Annotated in this window: 19 protein-coding genes; 7 read left to right on the top strand and 12 right to left on the bottom strand. The window is 41.4% G+C overall.

Annotation, left to right across the window (positions count from 1 at the left end; all coding sequences use genetic code 11):
• Positions 1-117 precede the first annotated feature (117 nt).
• Positions 118-318, top strand: a complete 201-nt coding sequence (locus tag F6K53_RS21785) for a hypothetical protein (RefSeq protein ID WP_070390908.1) — start codon at positions 118-120, stop codon at positions 316-318.
• A 145-nt stretch (positions 319-463) separates the two neighbouring features.
• Here F6K53_RS21785 and asnS read toward each other — a convergent pair whose 3' ends face one another.
• Positions 464-1852 carry an asparagine--tRNA ligase gene (gene asnS / locus F6K53_RS21780; RefSeq protein ID WP_293066481.1) on the bottom strand — a complete coding sequence of 463 codons (1389 nt, stop codon included), beginning with the start codon at positions 1850-1852 and terminating at the stop codon, positions 464-466.
• Positions 1853-2279: 427 nt separating this feature from the next.
• Here asnS and F6K53_RS21775 point away from each other — a divergent pair, with 427 nt between their 5' ends.
• Complete coding sequence (locus F6K53_RS21775; RefSeq protein ID WP_293020334.1) at positions 2280-2774, top strand: hypothetical protein; 495 nt, start codon at positions 2280-2282, stop codon at positions 2772-2774.
• 11 nt (positions 2775-2785) lie between these two features.
• Here the strand turns inward: F6K53_RS21775 and F6K53_RS21770 are convergent, their stop codons facing one another.
• A complete protein-coding gene (locus F6K53_RS21770; RefSeq protein ID WP_293082197.1) occupies positions 2786-3892 on the bottom strand; it encodes a tetratricopeptide repeat protein in 1107 nt (368 codons plus the stop codon).
• 809 nt (positions 3893-4701) lie between these two features.
• On the opposite strand from F6K53_RS21770, the gene F6K53_RS21765 reads away from it, so the two are divergent.
• The 3 genes from F6K53_RS21765 to F6K53_RS21755 all read left to right on the top strand — a co-directional run bounded on the left by F6K53_RS21765 (position 4702) and on the right by F6K53_RS21755 (position 6254).
• Positions 4702-4899, top strand: coding sequence for a hypothetical protein (locus F6K53_RS21765; RefSeq protein WP_293066475.1), 198 nt, complete (start codon positions 4702-4704; stop codon positions 4897-4899).
• A 238-nt stretch (positions 4900-5137) separates the two neighbouring features.
• Positions 5138-5413 carry a hypothetical protein gene (locus tag F6K53_RS21760; RefSeq protein ID WP_293066472.1) on the top strand — a complete coding sequence of 92 codons (276 nt, stop codon included), beginning with the start codon at positions 5138-5140 and terminating at the stop codon, positions 5411-5413.
• A gap of 559 nt (positions 5414-5972) precedes the next feature.
• Positions 5973-6254 carry a hypothetical protein gene (locus F6K53_RS21755; RefSeq protein WP_293066469.1) on the top strand — a complete coding sequence of 94 codons (282 nt, stop codon included), beginning with the start codon at positions 5973-5975 and terminating at the stop codon, positions 6252-6254.
• Positions 6255-6450: 196 nt separating this feature from the next.
• Here F6K53_RS21755 and F6K53_RS21750 read toward each other — a convergent pair whose 3' ends face one another.
• The 8 genes from F6K53_RS21750 to F6K53_RS21715 all read right to left on the bottom strand — a co-directional run bounded on the left by F6K53_RS21750 (position 6451) and on the right by F6K53_RS21715 (position 17050).
• A complete protein-coding gene (locus tag F6K53_RS21750; protein WP_293066525.1) occupies positions 6451-7680 on the bottom strand; it encodes a right-handed parallel beta-helix repeat-containing protein in 1230 nt (409 codons plus the stop codon).
• Positions 7681-7692: 12 nt separating this feature from the next.
• Positions 7693-8796: a pectinesterase family protein gene (locus tag F6K53_RS21745; RefSeq protein ID WP_293066466.1), complete on the bottom strand. Its 1104-nt coding sequence runs from the start codon at positions 8794-8796 to the stop codon at positions 7693-7695.
• Positions 8797-8862: 66 nt separating this feature from the next.
• Positions 8863-9297, bottom strand: a complete 435-nt coding sequence (locus F6K53_RS21740; protein WP_293020323.1) for a helix-turn-helix domain-containing protein — start codon at positions 9295-9297, stop codon at positions 8863-8865.
• A gap of 519 nt (positions 9298-9816) precedes the next feature.
• The gene (locus tag F6K53_RS21735; protein ID WP_293020322.1) at positions 9817-10602 is read right to left on the bottom strand and encodes a 16S rRNA (uracil(1498)-N(3))-methyltransferase; all 786 of its coding nucleotides are present in this window, start codon (positions 10600-10602) and stop codon (positions 9817-9819) included.
• Between the two features lie 223 nt (positions 10603-10825).
• Entirely contained in the window at positions 10826-12226 is a 1401-nt protein-coding gene (locus F6K53_RS21730) for a TldD/PmbA family protein (protein WP_293066461.1), read from the bottom strand.
• 511 nt (positions 12227-12737) lie between these two features.
• Positions 12738-13364 carry a hypothetical protein gene (locus F6K53_RS21725; RefSeq protein ID WP_293066458.1) on the bottom strand — a complete coding sequence of 209 codons (627 nt, stop codon included), beginning with the start codon at positions 13362-13364 and terminating at the stop codon, positions 12738-12740.
• Positions 13365-13842: 478 nt separating this feature from the next.
• Complete coding sequence (locus F6K53_RS21720; RefSeq protein ID WP_293020316.1) at positions 13843-15912, bottom strand: AAA family ATPase; 2070 nt, start codon at positions 15910-15912, stop codon at positions 13843-13845.
• 61 nt (positions 15913-15973) lie between these two features.
• Positions 15974-17050 carry an RRXRR domain-containing protein gene (locus tag F6K53_RS21715; RefSeq protein ID WP_293020314.1) on the bottom strand — a complete coding sequence of 359 codons (1077 nt, stop codon included), beginning with the start codon at positions 17048-17050 and terminating at the stop codon, positions 15974-15976.
• Between F6K53_RS21715 and F6K53_RS21710 the strand changes: the two genes are divergently transcribed.
• Positions 17049-17294, top strand: a complete 246-nt coding sequence (locus F6K53_RS21710) for a hypothetical protein (protein ID WP_293020312.1) — start codon at positions 17049-17051, stop codon at positions 17292-17294. The genes F6K53_RS21715 and F6K53_RS21710 overlap by 2 nt on opposite strands.
• On the opposite strand, the gene F6K53_RS21705 is transcribed toward F6K53_RS21710, so the two are convergent.
• Together F6K53_RS21705 and F6K53_RS21700 are read right to left on the bottom strand one after the other, a co-directional pair.
• The gene (locus F6K53_RS21705; RefSeq protein WP_293020310.1) at positions 17274-17540 is read right to left on the bottom strand and encodes a hypothetical protein; all 267 of its coding nucleotides are present in this window, start codon (positions 17538-17540) and stop codon (positions 17274-17276) included. The genes F6K53_RS21710 and F6K53_RS21705 overlap by 21 nt on opposite strands.
• A 23-nt stretch (positions 17541-17563) precedes the next feature.
• Positions 17564-17698, bottom strand: a complete 135-nt coding sequence (locus tag F6K53_RS21700; protein ID WP_293066454.1) for a hypothetical protein — start codon at positions 17696-17698, stop codon at positions 17564-17566.
• 208 nt (positions 17699-17906) lie between these two features.
• Here F6K53_RS21700 and F6K53_RS21695 point away from each other — a divergent pair, with 208 nt between their 5' ends.
• On the top strand, positions 17907-19031 hold the full coding sequence (locus F6K53_RS21695) for an SGNH/GDSL hydrolase family protein (protein WP_293066451.1): 1125 nt from the start codon (positions 17907-17909) through the stop codon (positions 19029-19031).
• The last annotated feature ends 83 nt before the right edge of the window (positions 19032-19114 follow it).

The raw sequence follows: 19114 nt of genomic DNA, 5'->3' as shown, positions 1-19114 counted from the left end.
TAAGATTTGTAACTAAAAGTAATTTTGTAGTTTTTGATACAGAATAACTGCTATAGTTATAAATGTAAGGGAAGTTAATTCCATAACAATCTTATATAAGCAATCGGAGAAAGGAAAATGTCTACTCAAGAAAAAGCTAGGGCTCTGATGATGAATCACCATCACATGATCAAAAATCGTCAGCAATCTATGCTCGGTCGCGTTGCTTCCGAAGTAGGACTAGATAGCTTAGATTCTGACTACTGGGGTACTATCCAAGGCAAACCCCATCCTAGTTTCCGCTCTACCTATGACCGTAGCCATGCTGCACTTAGCTAGTACTGTGTCAATCTAGTTTTGGGTAGTGGTAAACAATTCGTGATTTTAGCTTCCGTTACCTTTACCAGACCGTAGCCAAACCACGACATCTTTACCACTACCCATCTTTGGCGGCTGTGGGCAGAACCAACCATAGTTTTGATTTTTAGAACTCTGCACTTAAAGGAGTTCTGGGAAACGGAATTACATCCCGAATATTTGCCATACCAGTCATAAATTGCACCAATCGCTCAAATCCTAAACCAAATCCAGCATGGGGCACTGTACCATAACGTCGCAAATCCAAATACCACCATAAATCTTCTGGATTCATCCCCTGATTCTGAATTCGCTTCTCTAATATATCCAGCCGTTCTTCCCGCTGAGCACCACCGATAATCTCCCCAATCCTAGGCGCAAGCACATCCATTGCTGCTACAGTCTTTTCGTCGTCGTTTAAGCGCATATAAAAGGCTTTAATCTCTACTGGATAATCCGTGACAATGACGGGCTTTTTAAACAACTCTTCGGCTAGATACCGTTCGTGTTCTGACTGCAAATCTACACCCCAACTGACCGCATACTCAAACTTACGATCCGTTTTCTCCAGTAATGCGATCGCATCTGTATAAGTAATCCGCTCAAACTGATTATTGATAATATTATCAGCAGTAGCGAGAACATTGTTATCTATCCGCTTGTTGAAAAATTCCAGATCTTCTGGACAGTTTTCCAATACTGACTTAAATACATGCTTGAGAAAGGCTTCTGCTAAATCCATATCCCCCTTCAAATCGCAGAATGCCATCTCAGGCTCGACCATCCAAAATTCTGCTAGATGTCGAGAGGTATTAGAATTCTCGGCTCGGAATGTAGGACCAAAGGTGTACACATCCCGAAACGCCATTGACATAATTTCTGCTTGTAATTGACCACTGACGGTCAGGTAAGTGGGTCGTCCAAAAAAGTCTTGAGTGTAATCGACTGCTTGATTATCGGTTTTGGGAATGTTCTTTAAGTCTAGGTTAGTGACACTGAACAACTCCCCCGCTCCTTCACAGTCACTAGCGGTGATAATTGGGGTATGAACCCACAAGAAGCCTCGTTCTTGGAAAAACTGATGAATGGCATTGGAACAGGCATTCCGAACTCGGAACACTGCACCTAGGGTATTGGTACGCGATCGCAAATGGCTAATGGTGCGCAAAAATTCAAAGGAGTGCCGTTTCTTCTGTAGGGGATAATTGGCATCTGCTTCCCCATATACTGTCACCGATGATGCTTTTACTTCAATGCGCTGTCCCTTGCCAAGAGATTCTACTAGTATACCAGTGACTTCTACTGATGAGCCAGTATTAAGCCGTTTCAGGATAGTCTCATAATCTGACAAGTCTGGATTGAGCACTACCTGTAAATTTGCCATGGAGGAGCCATCGTTGACTTCCATAAAGGCAAAGTCCTTTAATTCTCGTTTTGTCCGTACCCAGCCTTGAATGGTCAAAGACTGATCTGGTTGACCATTGCGCAAAACTTCAGCAATCCGTCGAATTTCCATAGCTTTCCTCAAAAATCTGAGATAACTGTAAACTTTTCTAAATTACCTGGTGGTCTTTAGCTCTAAAAATCTAAGTAAATATACTTAGAAAGGGCTTAATGTAAAGTTTAATGAACAAAACTCTTTAAAATGTTGCAATAAGTGAAGTATTCACTCATAATTATTAAACAAATGCAACGTTTGGTTAAGTTTCATCAAACGATTGGTCACCCAAGATAAGCAGTGAGCCTATTCACTTAAGCCAGGACAGAGTCGGGTTTGTCAGTAAATGGTTAGTTGGTAAAGGTGATCAGTAAGGATTAAGCACAATTACCGATTACCGATTACCGATTACCGATATATGTCCTGGGCCAAGCTTGTAGCCCCAGCTGCGATCGCACTGAGGGTAATAGCTTCCATTAAAACTAATTTAGAGAGGTATTTGTAAATGGTAGGTTTGTTTAAGCGCAATAAATCCAAGGGCTTTTATCTGGAGCTAGACGAAAGCGAAACTAGCACCCCCGAGCAACCGGCGGTAGAACAGAAGCCAGAACCGGCTAAAGCTGAGGCAACAGTGGAAACTCCGACCCCAGTAGCAACAGCTGAAGCAACAGTTGAAACTCCGACCGTAGAACCAACAGCTGTTGCTGCTGATACTAAATCTGCTCGTCAAGCGAAGAAAGAACAACTAGCAAAGGCTAAGGCTGAAGCAAAGGCTAAGAAACAAGCTGAAGCAGAAGCTAAAAACAAGGCAGCTGCTCCTGAGCCAACACCAGTAGCGGCAATCAATTCAGCAGCAGCACTTGTCAATAACAAGGCAAAAGGGCAGCCGGAAACGACCTTTGCGACCAAATACGTACCAATGATCATGCCTCGTCGGCGTCCTGGTCCTAGCATGAATAAGTTCCTCGACATGGCTGCTCAGATGCAGACCCCTCGTTAATAGATTAGTTATTACTCAAGAAACACTAGTCCACTATACAACTGAAATGCTGGATCCCAAGGAGTCTCGACCAGGCGAAATAAGTCGATATGAGACTCCAATTTTTCTAGCATATCTTGGTAGTCTAGAGCAGTTTGCGCAAAGGTGCTAAAGTCAGACCATACTGGCTTCTCAAGCAATCGAACATTTAAGTAATCAGCTAAGTTGTTCCAGTTGACTCTTGTAGTGCTTTGGTGTATACGAGAGTCTTGGGATTGCTTGTTCTGATGAGAAACTGGCTTGAGGGTTAGAGCAATTCCTTGCTGAAATTGATAATTGCGATCGCATAGTCTGAGAATACTGTGGCGCTTTGGTAAATGCAAGTCACAAACCATGGCATAGTCTAAGGTTTGGGTTTTGCGAGTTAAATTCCGTCGCGCATCTAAGTCTACTACCTTCTCAAACAAAGGCAAGCGTCCTTCTACTCGTTGGGTCACTTCCGACCAGTTAAAGCTAAAAGACCCCAACTGTCCCTGAGAGTTGTGACAAACTACAGTAGTTTCCTGGTCACTACTGTCAGAAAAATACTTAACTTGATAGATATTAATTGTTTTGATATCTGCTACAGATGCCCACAAACATTTTATTGATGCTTCTCGCAGTAAGGAGCCATAATACTTAAGTTCTCCCACTGGTCCAGTGCGATATAAACGCCAGCCTCTCGTAGGTAGCTGTAGCCTTGCGGTGTAAGGGTCTATCCCCAGGATACGAGCTAAGTTTTGAGCTGCTTTTGGTTTATCTTGTTGGCTGATCGGCTTTAGGACTAATACTCCCAATTGATTACTTTCAGGGTCAGCCGTTGCTTGGGCTAGGGCTTGTCGGCGCTGTTCTTTTGCCGTAGCTTCTAAGCGTGCTAGTCCCTGACGAGCTTGCGCCATAATTTTAGGAACAGGTGTTCCTTTCAGTAACTGTCGATAGATTCTTTCAGCTGCTTCTAGCTTACCTCTGACTTCCTGGAGCCGTCCTAGATAAAGCTGTGTCCAGGGATTATTGGGCTCTTGCTTCAGAAGTTGTTTAATTAATCGCGCAGCAGTTTGATAATCATGGTGCTCAAAAGCATCAGCAATTTGCTTAAGCATGATAGCGTTAGGTGTTAGATCACCAAGTGTTAGACATTCGGTCTCTCGCCTTTAACTTAAGTGTAAAATCAGATGCTCCTAGGGAGCAGTTAAAATCGCTGACTTTTTGTAGTCTTAAGGGATATTTGGGATTATTAAGGTATTAAGTTAAATTAGCGCTATACTTTAGCCGAATTTATCTAGCGCTCACTTTTTAAAGTGTTAAGGGGTATTTGGGGTAATTAAGTGAGTAGTTTAAATTAGCGCTATACTTTAGCCGAATTTATCTAGCGCTGATTTTTTGGGGTGTTAAGGGGTATTTGGGATAATTAAGTGAGTAGTTTAAATTAGCGCTATACTTTAGCCGAATTTATCTAGCGCTGATTTTTTGGGGTGTTAAGGAGTATTTGGGATAATTGAGGGAGTAGGTTAAATTAGCGCTATACTTTGGTCGAATTTATCTAGCGCTAATTTACAGCTGTTTTCAGATGAATCGACCTCACTCCCTTTAGCTACAAGCCCCCGTGGGTCCCCCAATTCTGGGGGACTTTAACTCAATTTCCCCCCAAAATTGGGGGGCTAGGGGGGCGAAAATTGCTGTAAATCAAGATAATTACCGTTAATCAGAATCTTCTCTATCTCCCTACTCCCTACTCCCTACTCCCTACTCCCTGACAAGTTTGTTACAAAAGTTTTTCAAATATGTTATAATTAAAGATTATTTATATGCTATAGTAGTATTATAGACGTGAAAACGTTAAGAGCCAGCCAACGATTTTCCAGGGTCTAGGGCTGGCTCTAGTCCCCCAGTTAAGGAGATACCTAAAATTATGACGTACTCTGAACGCCTCTATCCATGGGCGGTCATTCACCTATTGCCACAAATGCAACGGGTCGTTGTTGGTCGTTACCGGAACCGGTCCGATGCCGAAGGGCATTTGCAGGCACTTAAACGACTGATGCCTGATGGGAAATTTATTATTATTTTTGATTTACCTGAGCCTATGGAGAAAGAATCTGAAGAGTAAGATCGAAGAATGTGATCGCTTGTGCGATCGCATAATTTCTTAGATTGTTGGAATTTACGATAACTGTTGAAATTTCCAACAGTGAACGATTTTCACCCTTTGTTGCTGTTGCTAGTAGTATCCTGATTATCGAAAATTGCTGGAAATCCCGACAGTAAAGGATTTTCAGGCTTTGTTGCTGTTGCTAGCGCTATCGTGATCATCCGAAATTGTTGTAATTTTCGATAACTATCGCGCGTTGATTAAGCTAGCGCTATCGTTATTAGCCCAAATTGCTGGAATTTTCGATAACTATCGCCCGTTGCTCAACCAACGCGCCATTGACATGCAGTCACGCTACGCTCCGGAAGCGTTTCGGCAAAGCCGACGCTACGCGAACGCAAAGCGTGGCCAAAGGGCTCAGCTTCCGCGCTTATGCGATCGCGAATTGCTGGAAATCCCGACAGTAAAGGATTTTCAGGCTTTGTTGCTGTTGCTAGCGCTATTGACCTTTGGTCACGCTACGCGAACGTGATCATCCGAAATTGTTGTAATTTTCCATAACTATCGCCCGTTGCTGTTGCTAACGCGATGCTCGCTACGAGCCGCTACGCGAACGCATGATTTCTAAAATTGCTGGAAATTCAGACAGTAAAGGATTTTCACCCTTTGTTGCTCAACCAACGCAGTATCGAGATTATCCAAAATTGTTGAAATTTCCGACAGTAAAGGATTTTCACGGCTTTGTTGCTCAACAAGGGGGGATCACATTATTTCTAAAATTGTTGAAATTTCCGACAGTAAAGGATTTTCAGGCTTTGTTGCTGTTGCTAGCGCTATCGTGATCATCCGAAATTGTTGTAATTTTCGATAACTATCGTGGGTTGATTAAGCTAGCGCTATTGTTATTAGCCCAAATTGCTAGAATTTTCGATAACTATCGCGCGTTGCTCAAGCTAACGCGATCGCATTATTTCTAAAATTGCTGAAATTTCCGACAGTAAGGATTTTCACGGCTTTGTTGCTGTTGCTAGTAGTATCGTGATTACCCAAAATTGCTGAAATTTTCGACAGTAAAGGATTTTCACCCTTTGTTGATTAAGCTAGCGCTATTGTTATTAGCCCAAATTGTTGGAATTTTCGATAACTATCGTGGGTTGATTAAGCTAGCGCTATTGTTATTAGCCCAAATTGCTGGAATTTTCGATAATCCAAGGATTTTCACGGCTTTGTTGCTGTTGCTAGTGCGATTGACATGCAGTCAAGCTACGCGATCGCGATTAGCCCAAATTGCTGGAATTTACGACAGTCGGAGGATTGAGTGGAAAAATTTAACTACTGTTATAGTTATTGACCGCTTTTGCTGGCCAATGTGAATGATAGGGCGATCAACAAGGCTGAAGGCGTACGCATGATCATCAAAAATTGCTGAAATATCCGACAGTCAACGAATTGGAGTGAAAAACTTATCCCAACCTTATGTCATTAACTTATCATTATTGATAATTACCCAGTCTTTAAAACTGGTTATACCTCAAGATTTAGAGCATAGTTCACCGAAAAATAATTGAATTAAAGAGATCTATTAAGCTGATACTTGGATACTAACTTAGATTGCTTAAAAAGTGGCTTAAAAAGCCTACTTTGCCAGGCCCAACCCGTTATCAATGAGGCTAAAAAGCTATAAATATTAAAACTTAGCAAAAAAGTATATCCTAAATTTGCGCCTAATACTAGGGTGAGAGATATTATTTCGATAATATATTGTTTATTAAACCTATTTTTACGCAGTTTGTAAAATACAAATCCAATCACAGCTAAGGCTAAAGCTATAGTGGGAGTAATTACCAAACCCCCAGCTATAGCTACAGGTAAGGCAATAGAAAGACTTAGTATACCAGCAATTCCTAAATAGAATGGTCTATTACTCCTAAGAATACAGCGACGAAACAATGGATTACATCCTTCTTCAATTTGAATTCCTGGAAAAGGATGGTTTTCAATTCGACAACGACGGAGAGTAGGATTACTGTTATTATTAATTTGCACTCCTAGACTAGTATTAGCATAGATGTCGCAGTCTTCTAGAGTTCCTAATCCATTGTCTGTAATCCCAATTCCGAAACTTTTACCATCATAAATACGACAGCGACGGAGCGTGGGATTGCTACCTTTATCAATAGACACTCCTAGACTAGTATTACCATAGATATCGCAGTCTTCTAGAGTTCCTAATCCATTGTCTGTAATCCCAATTCCGAAACTTTTACCATCATAAATACGACAGCGACGGAGAGTAGGATTGCTACCTTTATCGATCTGCACTGCTGAATAAGTATTACCATAGATGTCGCAGTCTTCTAGGGTTCCTAATCCATTGTCTGTAATCCAAATTCCGTTTTGTTTATCATCATAAATACGACAGCGACGGAGCGTGGGATTGCTAGCTTTATCGATATCAACTCCTCGATAAGTATTACCATAGATGTCGCAGTCTTCTAGGGTTCCTAATCCATTGTATATAATCAAAATTCCGTTTTGTTTACCATCATAAATACGACAGTTACGGAGCGTGGGATTGCTAGCTTTATCGATCTGCACTCCTGAAGCAATATTGCCATAGATGCCGCAGTCTTCTATGGTGCCTAATCCATTGTCTGTAATCCAAATCCCGGTTTGTTTGCCATCATAAATCCGACAGCTACGGATGGTAGGATTGCTACCTTTAGTGATCTTAGCTCCTTGATAAGTATTGCCATAGATATCGCAGTCTTCTATGGTGCCTAATCCATTGTCTGTAATCCAAATTCCGTTTTATTTACAATCATAAATACGACAGTTACGGAGCGTGATATTGCTATTTTTATTAATCTTAATTCCTTGATAATTATTGCTATAAATGTCGCAGTCTTCTATTACTCCTTGACCATTGTATTTAATTTCAATTCCGTCTTCTTTGCCATCATAAATACGACAGCGACGGATAGTAGGATTCCCACCTTTATCAATAGACACTCCTGAATAAGTATTGCCATAGATGTCGCAGTCTTCTAGGGTGCCTAATCCATTGTCTGTAATCCAAATTCCGTCTTCTTTACCATCATAAATACGACAGTTACGGATAGTGGGATTGCTAGCTTTACCGATATACACTCCTGGATAAGTATTACCATAAATGTCGCAGTCTTCTAGGGTGCCTAATCCATTGTCTGTAATCCAAATTCCGTCTTTTTTTCCATCATAAATACGACAGCGACCAATCGTGGGATTGCCAACTTTGTCAATATACACTCCTGAATAAGTATTGCCATATATGTCGCAGTCTTCTATAGTTCCTAATCCATTGTATTTAATCGAAATACCGCAACTTTTACCATCATAAATACGACAGCGACGGATCATGGGATTGCCACCTTTATCGATCTTCACTCCTGAATAAGTATTGCCATAGATGTCGCAGTCTTCTATTACTCCTTGACCATTATCTTTAATCTGAATACCGTTACCTTGCCCATCATGAATACAGCAGCGACGAATAATGGGATTTGCTTCAGAACCACAAATAACTATACCACAGTCATAGGCGGTCAGATCACAATCTTCAAGGATTAACTGTCCCTTGGGGACACACACACCTACAGTGGATTCTCGCAAAGTGAAGCCTCGCACTATTGCATAGTCTGTTTGCATCAGAATGCAGTTCAGATTAGTGGCCTCAATAACAATATCGGAGACTTTCCCATCTCCTAAAATTTCTAGAGATTTATCAATAACAATGCTTTCTCTATAAATCCCTGGCTTTACTAAAATTATGGTTTCAGGTTGGGCATTTTTAATCGCCTCCGCAATTGTTGTGTAGTCAGCCCTATCCGATTTAGCAACAACTACAGTTTTCTTTGAATATAAATTACTTGTCACAGTCTAAAAGTATTTAACGATTCACTGCTAGTTCCCCTAAACAGACCCAAAAATAGTAAAGTCCCACTAGCCAAAAAGTTTGGTCAAAATTTCCACAGAAGGATCAACTTCCAGCCACACTGTAGCTCCACAATCCTTGGGACAATTAGGTTGATAAACTAACCGAGACGGTCCTTTGATTTCCACATAATGACCGTAGGTGTTGCGATTACCTTGTTTGACGGTTAGGACAGGCTCGTAGGTGTCGTTCTTTTTATTTTGCCTAATGACGTTCTGGTTGACATGAACGTAAGTGGCCACCTTTTGGAAACCTCTTCTCCAGGTTCCCTTTGGTCCACGGCGACCGGGACTGACCTTGGGCAAGCCGTTAAATAGGGGAATTTGCCAAAATCTGCCAACTTTTTGAGCACCCTTAATTCTGCCATTTTTGAGAAGTTGACGGACTCGTTGGACACAAATTCCTAGAAGAAAAGCTGCTTGGGTAGTTCCGACTACGGTCATTTTTTTTGCTCCTTTAATTAGCGCTATACTTAGAATAACACATTATTTCTGTATTTGCCAAATTTTTACAAAAATTCATAAAGTGATACCGGAAATTTAAATAGCGCTACTCTTTTAGGGGTTGTAAAGAGTATATGGGATGATTAGTGTTGATGGCTATACTATAGCGCTAATTTAATTTTGGGATTCATGGAAGCTATACTATAGCGCGAACCTTATTCAGGGCTTACGGGGTGTATAAAGTAATTGGATTTAATCTTTTTTTAAAATAGCGCTATTTTTATTTCGAGCAAAAATTATCTAGCGCTATTTTTATTTCAGTTAGCTTACTATAACGCTATAGTTTGCGAAAATTTGGTGATCAAATTTTTTTTACTAGCCCTACCCTTTTAGAAGAGTTAAGGGTTGTATGGGTTGATTAGATTGAATTTCACACTTAAACTAGCGCTATAGTAATTGAATTGAACCATGGACAAACCCAGTTTATTGCCTAAGTTGCCCATGGATGTTATTAATTGCTTAAGCAAAATCCTCACCGTTTGCCTTAACTGATGATTCCGACACTGCTGCTACTATAGACAAGCTAACAATAGGAGCAGTGATAGCTCGGAGAATACGACTTCCTAGAGAAACAGCGATAAATCCAGCAGCAGTGGCTTGTTCTAGCTCTTGAGTTGTCCAACCACCCTCAGGTCCGGTAGCAATGACAATGCCAGGATGTTGAGCAGGGTCTGTTTGGCCAGTATCCAATCCTAATCGTAAATCTAATAAGCAATTGAGTAGATGGGGAGCCTTTCCCCGAGCTACACAAATATAGCGATAGGCTTCTAGGGTTTCCGGTAACTGAAGACTATCGGAAAAGTCAACAGGGTCAAGAATTTTCGGTACAACTTCCCGTTCTGATTGCTCTGCTGCTTCTTGGGTAATCCGTCGCCACCTCTGGAGCTTTTGAGGGCTAGGATTGAGTAAAGTGCGATCGCTTTTCAACGGCACAATCCGAGTCACTCCCAACTCCGTTGCCATCAGACAAATTTGCTCAAATCCACTCCCTTTAGGCATAGCCGCCATCAAGGTTACCTGTTTAGGCAATTCCGTTTGAATGTGCTCAGATGCGACAATTTTAGCTTGAGTCAAATCACCTTCTAGCTCGCTAACGTACCAGCCACCCTCTCCATCCATAGCAATAAAGCGATCGCCCTTTCTCAGCCGCAACACTCTAATTAGATAATGCTGTTGGGCATCAGTTAAAACAATCCCTTGGTCTTGACACTGTGTAGGTGATATCACCAAGCGTTGGATACTCATTGCTTTTGCTACAGTTGTAGGGAACTCTGGATCACAGACAACGACAGATAGCAGAGTGGGACTTTGGAGAATAGTTTTCGACTGTTACTAATGCTCGATTAGCCATTACTCCTTTGTTTTTCAACCTCCAACCTTCAACCTCCAACCTTCAACCTCCAAACCTCCAACCTTCAACCTCCAAACCTTGGCCTTTGGCCACGCTACGCGAACAACCTTCAAACCTTCAACCTTCAACTTCTCCACCAACTACCACATTCCGAATCCTTAAACTTGGTCCTGCACAGCCTACAGCTAAGCCACTTTGTCCACCTTTACCACAGCCACCGGATTCATCCCAATAGAAATCATCACCAATAGCTTCAATATCAGCTAAGGTCTTGAACACGTTACCAGAAAGGGTGACATCTCGCACAGGTTCAGCAATTTGACCATTGCGAATCATCCAAGCTTCTCCAGCGCTAAAGGTAAACATTTCGCCATTAGTCATACCTCCTAGCCAATTGCGAGCATAAACTCCTACTGTGATATCATCGAACAACTGTGCTACTGGAGTAGCTCCAGGTCCTATCCAAGTATTAGTCATCCGAACAATCGGGGGATAGTGGTAATTGAGACAACGAGCATTACCAGTAGGAGTTTCCCCTAATCTACCAGCAGTTTCACGGGAGTGAAGACGTCCAACTAATACACCATCTTTAATCAACTGAGTGGTAGTGGCTGGAGTGCCTTCATCATCGTAGAAATAGCTACCCCGGTGTCCTTGGGGAGCAGCTCCATCAAAGATTTGTAATTCTTTTGGGCCAAAACGACGCCCTATACTCATCACTTCTAGTAAGTCAGGATTTTCTGAAGCCATGTCGGCTTCAGAAAGGTGTCCAAAGGCTTCGTGGACAAACAAACCAGTCAGAATGGGGTCGATAACTACTGTATAATTACCACCTGTAACTGGTGGTAAGGATAGAGCATCGACAGCACGTTGAGCTGCTCCATGGACTTGTTGATCAAGATTGGTTAGGTCTTCATAGCCTTGGCGAGAGCCAATAGTTTCTCTACCAGTTTGGACACTATCGCCATTACGAGCAGTAGCAGCAAAACGCATTTCCAGATCTGCCCAAGACTGCTCTATCAAGGTACCTTCGGAAGTAGCAATGATGATGCGTTGGTTAATATCCCCATACCGGACAGAAGTAGTAGCAATGCTATTGTCATAACTTCTGAGAATTTGATTGTAGCGATCGCATAATGCTTTCTTCTGCGCCAAGGGAATTTCCCTAGGGTCTGTACCAGTCAGGGGTAACTTACAAACATCCTGTATTGGTTCAATGGGAGCAAGGGTGGTTTCTTGATTACCCACAATCCTAGCTGCTGCGATCGCATCTTCGACTCGTTCTTTAATAGCGCTAAGCTGGTTAAAACTCGAAAAACCCCATCCTCCATTATAACATGCCCTTACTTGTCCACCGATAGACAGACCTTCACTCAGGGTTTCTATCTTGTCACCCCGTAATAAAATGCTAGTTCCTTCGGCTTCTTCTAAGCGAATGGCTAAGTAATCGACGCGGGAGCCATATTGAGCAATTAGGTCACAGAGTAAGTTTTTGGTATCGGTTAGGACAATGGGCATAGTAGAGGATATAGCAAATAACTATTCTATTGTGCAATGAGTAGGGTATCTAGTGCTATTGTAAGCATTCAGCCGTCAGCTATCAGCTTATGTTCTTTGTTTTACGTGAGATGATGTTAAAACTTACAATATTATAGCACAATTTACCCCTTATATTCTTCAACATAAGCAGCAAGGTAACCCTCAACCCTAGTCACTTCAATAATATTGACTACTTGTGACAATTCACACTATTCTCCAGAAGGAGCATCAACATCTCAATACCAAATCATAACTATTAACAATATTGATAATCATAACAATAACCAAAACACTACTGAAACCAATAATATTATTGCTTACCCCTTGATTTAGTCTCTATTATATTATATAGCACTACGCATTCAGATGTTTGACATTCATAAACTCCGAAACTTAGTCATAGCTTACTTTTGACTTCTGACTTCTAACTTCTGACTTGCGCGTAGCGCTATACTTCCCGATTTTTCTGGCCACTATCCCAGAATTATCACTAGGTTTCAGCAAGAGATTGAGGGCGAGTGCTATTAATAATCTGTGACAGAATACCGAGCAGAGCCTCTAAATTACCAATAAAGTGTTCTTCTGACTCAATATAAACCGAATTTTTGACCAATTTCATAAATTTCCAGAGGCTGCCAGTTGTTACTCCACCATAGATAAACGGAATAGGATTATTTTTGTGATCATTAAAAATTTGAGCAGCAACCATTTCAGCAATACACTGAGGGATAGCGGATTTAAGGTTATCGTTTTTTGCTTCAACTAGAATAGCAATGGGAGCAGTAACATCCAACTGTTCAGGAGAATGACTAATGATAAAATCACACCTACCGTTTAGCCCTTTACTCTTATCAATAGTAAACTCTGTCCCAGAGAAAAGGCTAATTTTACGGTTAAATTGCTTGCGAATTTCAACTAAAATAGGAGAAACAATCAATTCAGAGCGGGCTTTTTCGGTATCGATTTCCAATCCTAGAGGAAGGTTTTCTTCCAAAATCTCGTTTAATAAAGGGCTAGGAGTAACTGGTTCAACTGATTCAAATAAATTAACTCGTTCTTGAATCGATAGGTTAAATTTATTTTTGAGTGTATCTAGAGTAAATTCACTGTAAGACATTGTATTAACTATATAGATTTGATTTATATCTATATACAGATGTTTTTTATCGGTTTAGGGAGAAAGTGATGGGTTAATGGGAGTAGGGAGTAGAAAGTAGGGAGTAGAGATAGGGAGTCAGGATTCATAACTCATAAATTTGACGTATTGTTAAGGGGAGTATTGTTGCCAAAAAAAAATCGGATTACTAGATGGGATTACTAGATGGGATTACTAGATGCGTTCGCGTAGCGGCTCTGAAAGAGCATCGCACTCAGCTTGTAGAATAACAAAATAGTAACTAATTATGGTAGCATCAACATTAGTTTGTCAGGTAGCAAAAATTATCTCTTTAGAATACTGGCTTAAGGATTACCGGAATAATACCAAATAGGTAGAGGGAGAATTAGTTAAAAAAAACGGTATCACCTTAAAGCACAGTCTAATTCACGCTAAACTCCCCACTTACTTGGGTAATAAACCATGAAGCTTCAACAAACTAGCTATCATTATCGACCTCGACAATCTCAGTATATTCAAACTGATTTGGACTACGCCTTACCAAATCATAACGATTTCCAGCTAGCTCAATAACATCTTCTTCACAATCAGACTTAGGAGAATTGTAAGTCAACACATACTCTTTACCAAGAAAAGGAAGTATCTCATCAGCCACTTCTCCTCGCCACTGAGTCTGAGTCACTAAAACTACTAATTGATTCGCCAGTCTAGGTAAGATATTAGCAATTCGCCGACGATAGATTTCATCCAAGCTTCCAAAGGGAGAATCCATTACAATAGGAAAAGTACTACTATCAGGTCCCATCAGAGAATGCTCTTGACTCCAATCCCTAACTCGGTCAATAATTCCGCCGATAAAGGATAAACTTAGAATCTGATTTTCTCCCGTAGACGCAGCAACTAGATTTTCTTCTCCAAGAGTACTTTCTACTAAGGTTAACTCATACTTATCACTCAACTTAGGGATATAGGGTGTAAAAGAAATTGAGATAAATATCTCCTGGACCCGCTTCTCCAAAGAAGTACGAAACTGAGTTTCCAAACGTTCCCTCACTTCAATTAACCGTTCAATAGAATCTTGAGCAGCAGCAATCCGTCGCTGTATCAACGCCTGCTTACTTTCATTCATTTTGTGCTTAGCAATCTGCTTATCCTTTAAGTCAATGTCTGTATCCAACTGTTCAAGTTGTTGTTGATTCCCTCCTTGTTCTAGAGTTAGCTCCCGAATCCTAGTATCTATCTCATCTAATTGTTGTTGGAGCAGACTGATATCCTCATCGGGAAAGTTACGTAACTTTTTCTTGATATCATCTAGTTGGGTCTCAATTCTAGAAAGCTCAGTTCTTCCCTGAGCAATAGTATCTTGTTGTTGGTCAACATCCTGCCAAAACTCAGGCACCTGTTGGTTAATTTCATCAACCTGGGAACCCATCCTTATTGCGGTTTCTTCCACTTCAGCCATTCCGGCTTTATCCATCCAGGCTGCTACTTGCTGATGAGCATGAGTTCCCTCAGTTAATTCTACACCACAGATACAGCGCTTGTGTTTAAGTAAATCCCCAACAAATTGCCGCTTAATTCCAACAGGTAATTCCCCTCTTTCGGTGATTAAATCTTTGACAATTTCTTGAAAAGTTGAGCTTACCTCTGAGAGCAGCACGGTATAGCCACGAGTTGATATAGCTCGTTTCAAAATATGTTGACTTTGTTTTAGCTGTTCTCTAATTAACTTTTCTCTAGCTTCTAGTTCATCCCGCAGCTGTTGTAACTCCTGAGCGCCACCGAGTTCTAATAACCGTTGACCAATTGTCTTCTTTAGCTCATCTTGATCCTCTAACTCCTGCTTGATTTCCCTTTGACGCTTGATTAGACTCTGGCTCTTCTTTTCCGATTTTCGCTGTTGTTTAAGCAATTGCTTAGTTTCAGAGTCACCAATTAAAGATAATTCATAGTCTAAGGTTTTTTTCGCTTCCCTTAAATGTTTAATGGAGCGATTTAAAACTTCTACCCCTAGCAAGGTCTTGGTTGCTTCCGCAACTTCTGACTTTTTATCGGAGCGTACCAGTTGTTCAATTCGTTCTCCATCAAAAAAGAAGTATTGGTGCAAACTAGCTGGTAAAATTTGACCAATAATATCCTCAGGTAGTTGTTGAGGCAATAACCAGCGTCCATCATCTCCAGCGATTTGGAGATACAATTCTGTGTTACCTTGCTCGACTCCTACCTCAGTTTTGTAAGTACGACATAGACGTTTGACTTGGTAGCGTTTATTATTGTGTTCAAATGCTACTTCTACCCAACAGTCTACTGGTTTATTGAACTGAGCTTCAGCAAGAGCTCGCTTATTCAGCAGTTGGTCTTCTGAAGCAAAAGCAGCACTAAATCTCTCATAGAGTACCCACGAAAAAGCATTCAGGATGGTAGTCTTACCAGCACCATTATTCCCATGAATAATCGTAGTGTTTCGCTCGCCACTAGCTAACACAATCACGGGAGTCTTACCATAAAACTGACGAAAATTACATAGCTGAATCGATAGCAGCTTCATAAGTCTTCGCGGCTTTCGTCCCCATCCCTCTACAGGGTGGGTACGAAAGCCGCGCCTCCAATTAGTGGTTTACAATTAAGCCCGTTGAACGTTTTAGGAGTCGGACTTTGCGGGCAGTGAATTGTCCTATCCGCTTCCAATCGATATCGCTAACGGAAACCTGTTTTGCTGTTCCGCCGCTCACCCAACCACGGGTTACTTTTCCGGCTTTAACAGCTTCAACATAATCTCCTTTGCGAAAACCATGACTAGTAGTTGTTCCACCATATTTGCGCCGTTTTCCACCTTTAGAAAATTGCAACAGGTGTAATTGACGACGACTTATAGGAGCACGTCTAATAACAAAGAGTAAAGTGTTAGTTATATTGCAGTTTTCTGGAACACTCAATTTGCCTTTACTGTGATAGTAATTATTGCGCCGGAAGAATTGAGTAGCAGCTAAAGCTATCCCATCTACCGCATGAGTGTTGACTGACTGCCGACTTTTGTCGGTTTTGTCCTTGACTAGTCCTAACGCTTCCCTTTTTAGAGCAGTCTCCCAGCCTTTTTTTTGAGTGACTGGGGCTATTTTTTCTAGCTGAGATATTGACCAATATTGGCCTACCATAACAGGAGAAAAACCCTTGTTTCCCCTAGCCTTGACTATTTCATAAACGATGACTTTTACTGGGTACAAAAGACTAAGTTCTTTGGCTACTCTTTGCTCTAACTGGCGGTTTGCTCGAATTGAAGGAGGTACCTTTTTGCTTACTCTATTTGAGAATCGTTTTTGTTTATGAGACCTTTGCGAGTAAGGTACCTTGCGGTTTATTCGACGGCTTCTACGAGTTTTTCGCATCATTTGTCGAGTATCCATGCGCACGCGGACTTTGTTGTACGGCAACACTAAATGCCCTGTCCAAAGAGTGGCATTATTTGACTGAACAGCAATACCAGAAAACATTTTTCCAGGATCAATCCCAATAGCAATGTCCTGAGTTTGTTCTCCAGACGGTTGGTTGACTAACTGAACAGCAAAAACATTTAGATCGTTTTGGTAAATAACAGCTAAACCTTGATTAAGCCAACGCCGAGCACGAGAGGCTTTTGTAGGCATCAATGGTTTGCCATCAGGTGAAATAACTGGAACTCGTAGCATGGTGATAAACCTCACGAGAAAAGTATTTGGGTTGATTACCCGTCCCCTGGCCGTAGGCCACGCTACGCGAACGACCACCGAATCTAAGATGTCCTGTCTAACAGCAACTGACGACACAGTTTTGAAGAGATCCGGACTGGGGAAGCATCCGGATGTTCGTACCAAAATTCGGCTCAATGGTCTAGTCAAACACGGACAGTTGGTCGTCTACCCAAGCCCCAACCTAAGAGGATGGGGTTATTGACTGAACTTCTTCCTTGACAATTTTCAGGATATCATCATTAATATTACGGGGAGTTTTCATATAGAGTTTATCCTTTTCTGCCTGCAAGACTCGCTCTATAATTCGGCGCACTTCTAGGGGAGCAGTGATAATCGGCTCCTGGACATCATGGAGTTCATTCTTGCTAGGAGAATAAGTAGAATGTTTTTCAGCTACTCTTCTGGAAATGACTGATGTAGCACCACTGGTAGAGTATCTAAATGCCATAACCGTATTTTTTTTAAAAGCGACTAACCTTTCAGATCGTGTCCGGTTGTTTCGGTAGTATTCTTTGTTGTTGTTTGTTTTAGGAATCGGTAAGGGTGAATAGGGAATAGCTTGGTAGTAATCACACTACTTACCAATTCCCCATTACCAATTATCAATTACCCATGCTTTACAAGAGCGATGTTTCCGGACATGATACCATATCTAGGCTGATTAAATTTATTTTAATACTTTATTGTTTATTTATACTATAACCCAAAAATTTTGCAATATCTTAATAACGAGAGTCACCCAAAGCAGTACTCTATGTCTGTAGGTTTTTAGTTTTGGCTTGAAACGGCTAGGCACAATCACAGACAATCAACGATGAAAAACGCAATTACGGCCTTCGGATTTTCTCTATTCTCTTTAATGTTGCCCTCTGAAGCTAGGGCATATGATTTAGATTTTAGTAATCTTTATGTGTTTGGTGATAGCCTATCGGATCCTGGCAATGTGTTCAATATCAGTAAGGCAGGGAATCAGGTAAATCCCACCATTCCCATCATCCCCCAGAGTCCACCCTACTTTCAGGGACGTTTTAGCAATGGTCCTATCTGGGTAGATTATCTAGCAGATGCTCTAGACATAGAGGTGAAGCGATCTGCTGACTTGTCCGTGGTATTACCGGAATCGCCGATACTTTCTCCAATCACTATCACTCCCGATGGCCCTCGGGTGAGTTTTTTCTTCAATGGTGCGACGACTAATCAAAGCGTAAACTTTGCTTTTGGTGGTTCTCAAGCCGGATTAGCTGGCCTTGGTGAATTCGGGGCGTTGTTACCGGGATTACTCACGCAAGTGGCAGGGTTTACCAATGACCTGATTGTATCTGATCAGATCGGTGACCCCAACGCCCTCTATATTCTGTGGTCGGGTGCCAATGATTACCAGAGTGCGGACCCTCCTAATCCTACTCAGGTCGTGGGCAATATACAGACAGCAGTGAACTCCCTGTATAACTTTGGTGCTCGCAATTTCCTAGTGCTTAACTTACCAGATTTGGGAAAGATACCTCTATCACTGAGACTAGATAGTGTATTATCGACTGGCCTCACGGATTTGACCGACCAACATAACTCTCTGTTGGACTCCACCCTTAACCTTTTGAGCCAATCCTTAGCTGACATTAACCTGATATCCTTCGATGCCAATAACCTATTTAATCAGATTTTGACCAATCCTGGAAACTTTGGTTTCACGAATGTGACGGAAGGGTGCTTAGATGAAACAACGTTTATTGCTTGTGCTAATCCAGACGAGTTTGTATTCTGGGATAGCATCCACCCAACGACAGCTAGCCATCAGATCTTAGCGGAATCTACGATAGCATTACTGAAGTCCCAAGAGAAGTCTGAGTCTGAGTCTGTACCAGAACCAGCGTCTTCTGCCTCCTTAGGAATGATAGGGCTTGCCTGGTTGTTTCGGAAACAGTTAAATAAATCCTGCTAGAGTTTACTATTTACTATAACACAGTGGCAGCTTCCCGAGCTGTCACCGTTGATAATAAATTGATAGTAAATAGTTTAATACTA

Source organism: Moorena sp. SIO4A1, from assembly GCF_010672065.1.
Classification (GTDB): domain Bacteria; phylum Cyanobacteriota; class Cyanobacteriia; order Cyanobacteriales; family Coleofasciculaceae; genus Moorena.
The sequence above is the reverse complement of the archived record's forward strand: the minus strand, read 5'-3'. Positions and strand labels throughout refer to the sequence as shown.

Coding starts and splice junctions, on each gene's coding strand:
- F6K53_RS21785 (WP_070390908.1), top strand. CDS start 118: ATGTCTACTCAAGAAAAAGCTAGGGCTCTGATGATGAATCACCATCAC.
- asnS (WP_293066481.1), bottom strand. CDS start 1,852: ATGGAAATTCGACGGATTGCTGAAGTTTTGCGCAATGGTCAACCAGAT.
- F6K53_RS21775 (WP_293020334.1), top strand. CDS start 2,280: ATGGTAGGTTTGTTTAAGCGCAATAAATCCAAGGGCTTTTATCTGGAG.
- F6K53_RS21770 (WP_293082197.1), bottom strand. CDS start 3,892: ATGCTTAAGCAAATTGCTGATGCTTTTGAGCACCATGATTATCAAACT.
- F6K53_RS21765 (WP_293066475.1), top strand. CDS start 4,702: ATGACGTACTCTGAACGCCTCTATCCATGGGCGGTCATTCACCTATTG.
- F6K53_RS21740 (WP_293020323.1), bottom strand. CDS start 9,297: ATGACCGTAGTCGGAACTACCCAAGCAGCTTTTCTTCTAGGAATTTGT.
- F6K53_RS21735 (WP_293020322.1), bottom strand. CDS start 10,602: ATGAGTATCCAACGCTTGGTGATATCACCTACACAGTGTCAAGACCAA.
- F6K53_RS21730 (WP_293066461.1), bottom strand. CDS start 12,226: ATGCCCATTGTCCTAACCGATACCAAAAACTTACTCTGTGACCTAATT.
- F6K53_RS21725 (WP_293066458.1), bottom strand. CDS start 13,364: ATGTCTTACAGTGAATTTACTCTAGATACACTCAAAAATAAATTTAAC.
- F6K53_RS21720 (WP_293020316.1), bottom strand. CDS start 15,912: ATGAAGCTGCTATCGATTCAGCTATGTAATTTTCGTCAGTTTTATGGT.
- F6K53_RS21710 (WP_293020312.1), top strand. CDS start 17,049: ATGGTGATAAACCTCACGAGAAAAGTATTTGGGTTGATTACCCGTCCC.
- F6K53_RS21715 (WP_293020314.1), bottom strand. CDS start 17,050: ATGCTACGAGTTCCAGTTATTTCACCTGATGGCAAACCATTGATGCCT.
- F6K53_RS21705 (WP_293020310.1), bottom strand. CDS start 17,540: ATGGCATTTAGATACTCTACCAGTGGTGCTACATCAGTCATTTCCAGA.
- F6K53_RS21695 (WP_293066451.1), top strand. CDS start 17,907: ATGAAAAACGCAATTACGGCCTTCGGATTTTCTCTATTCTCTTTAATG.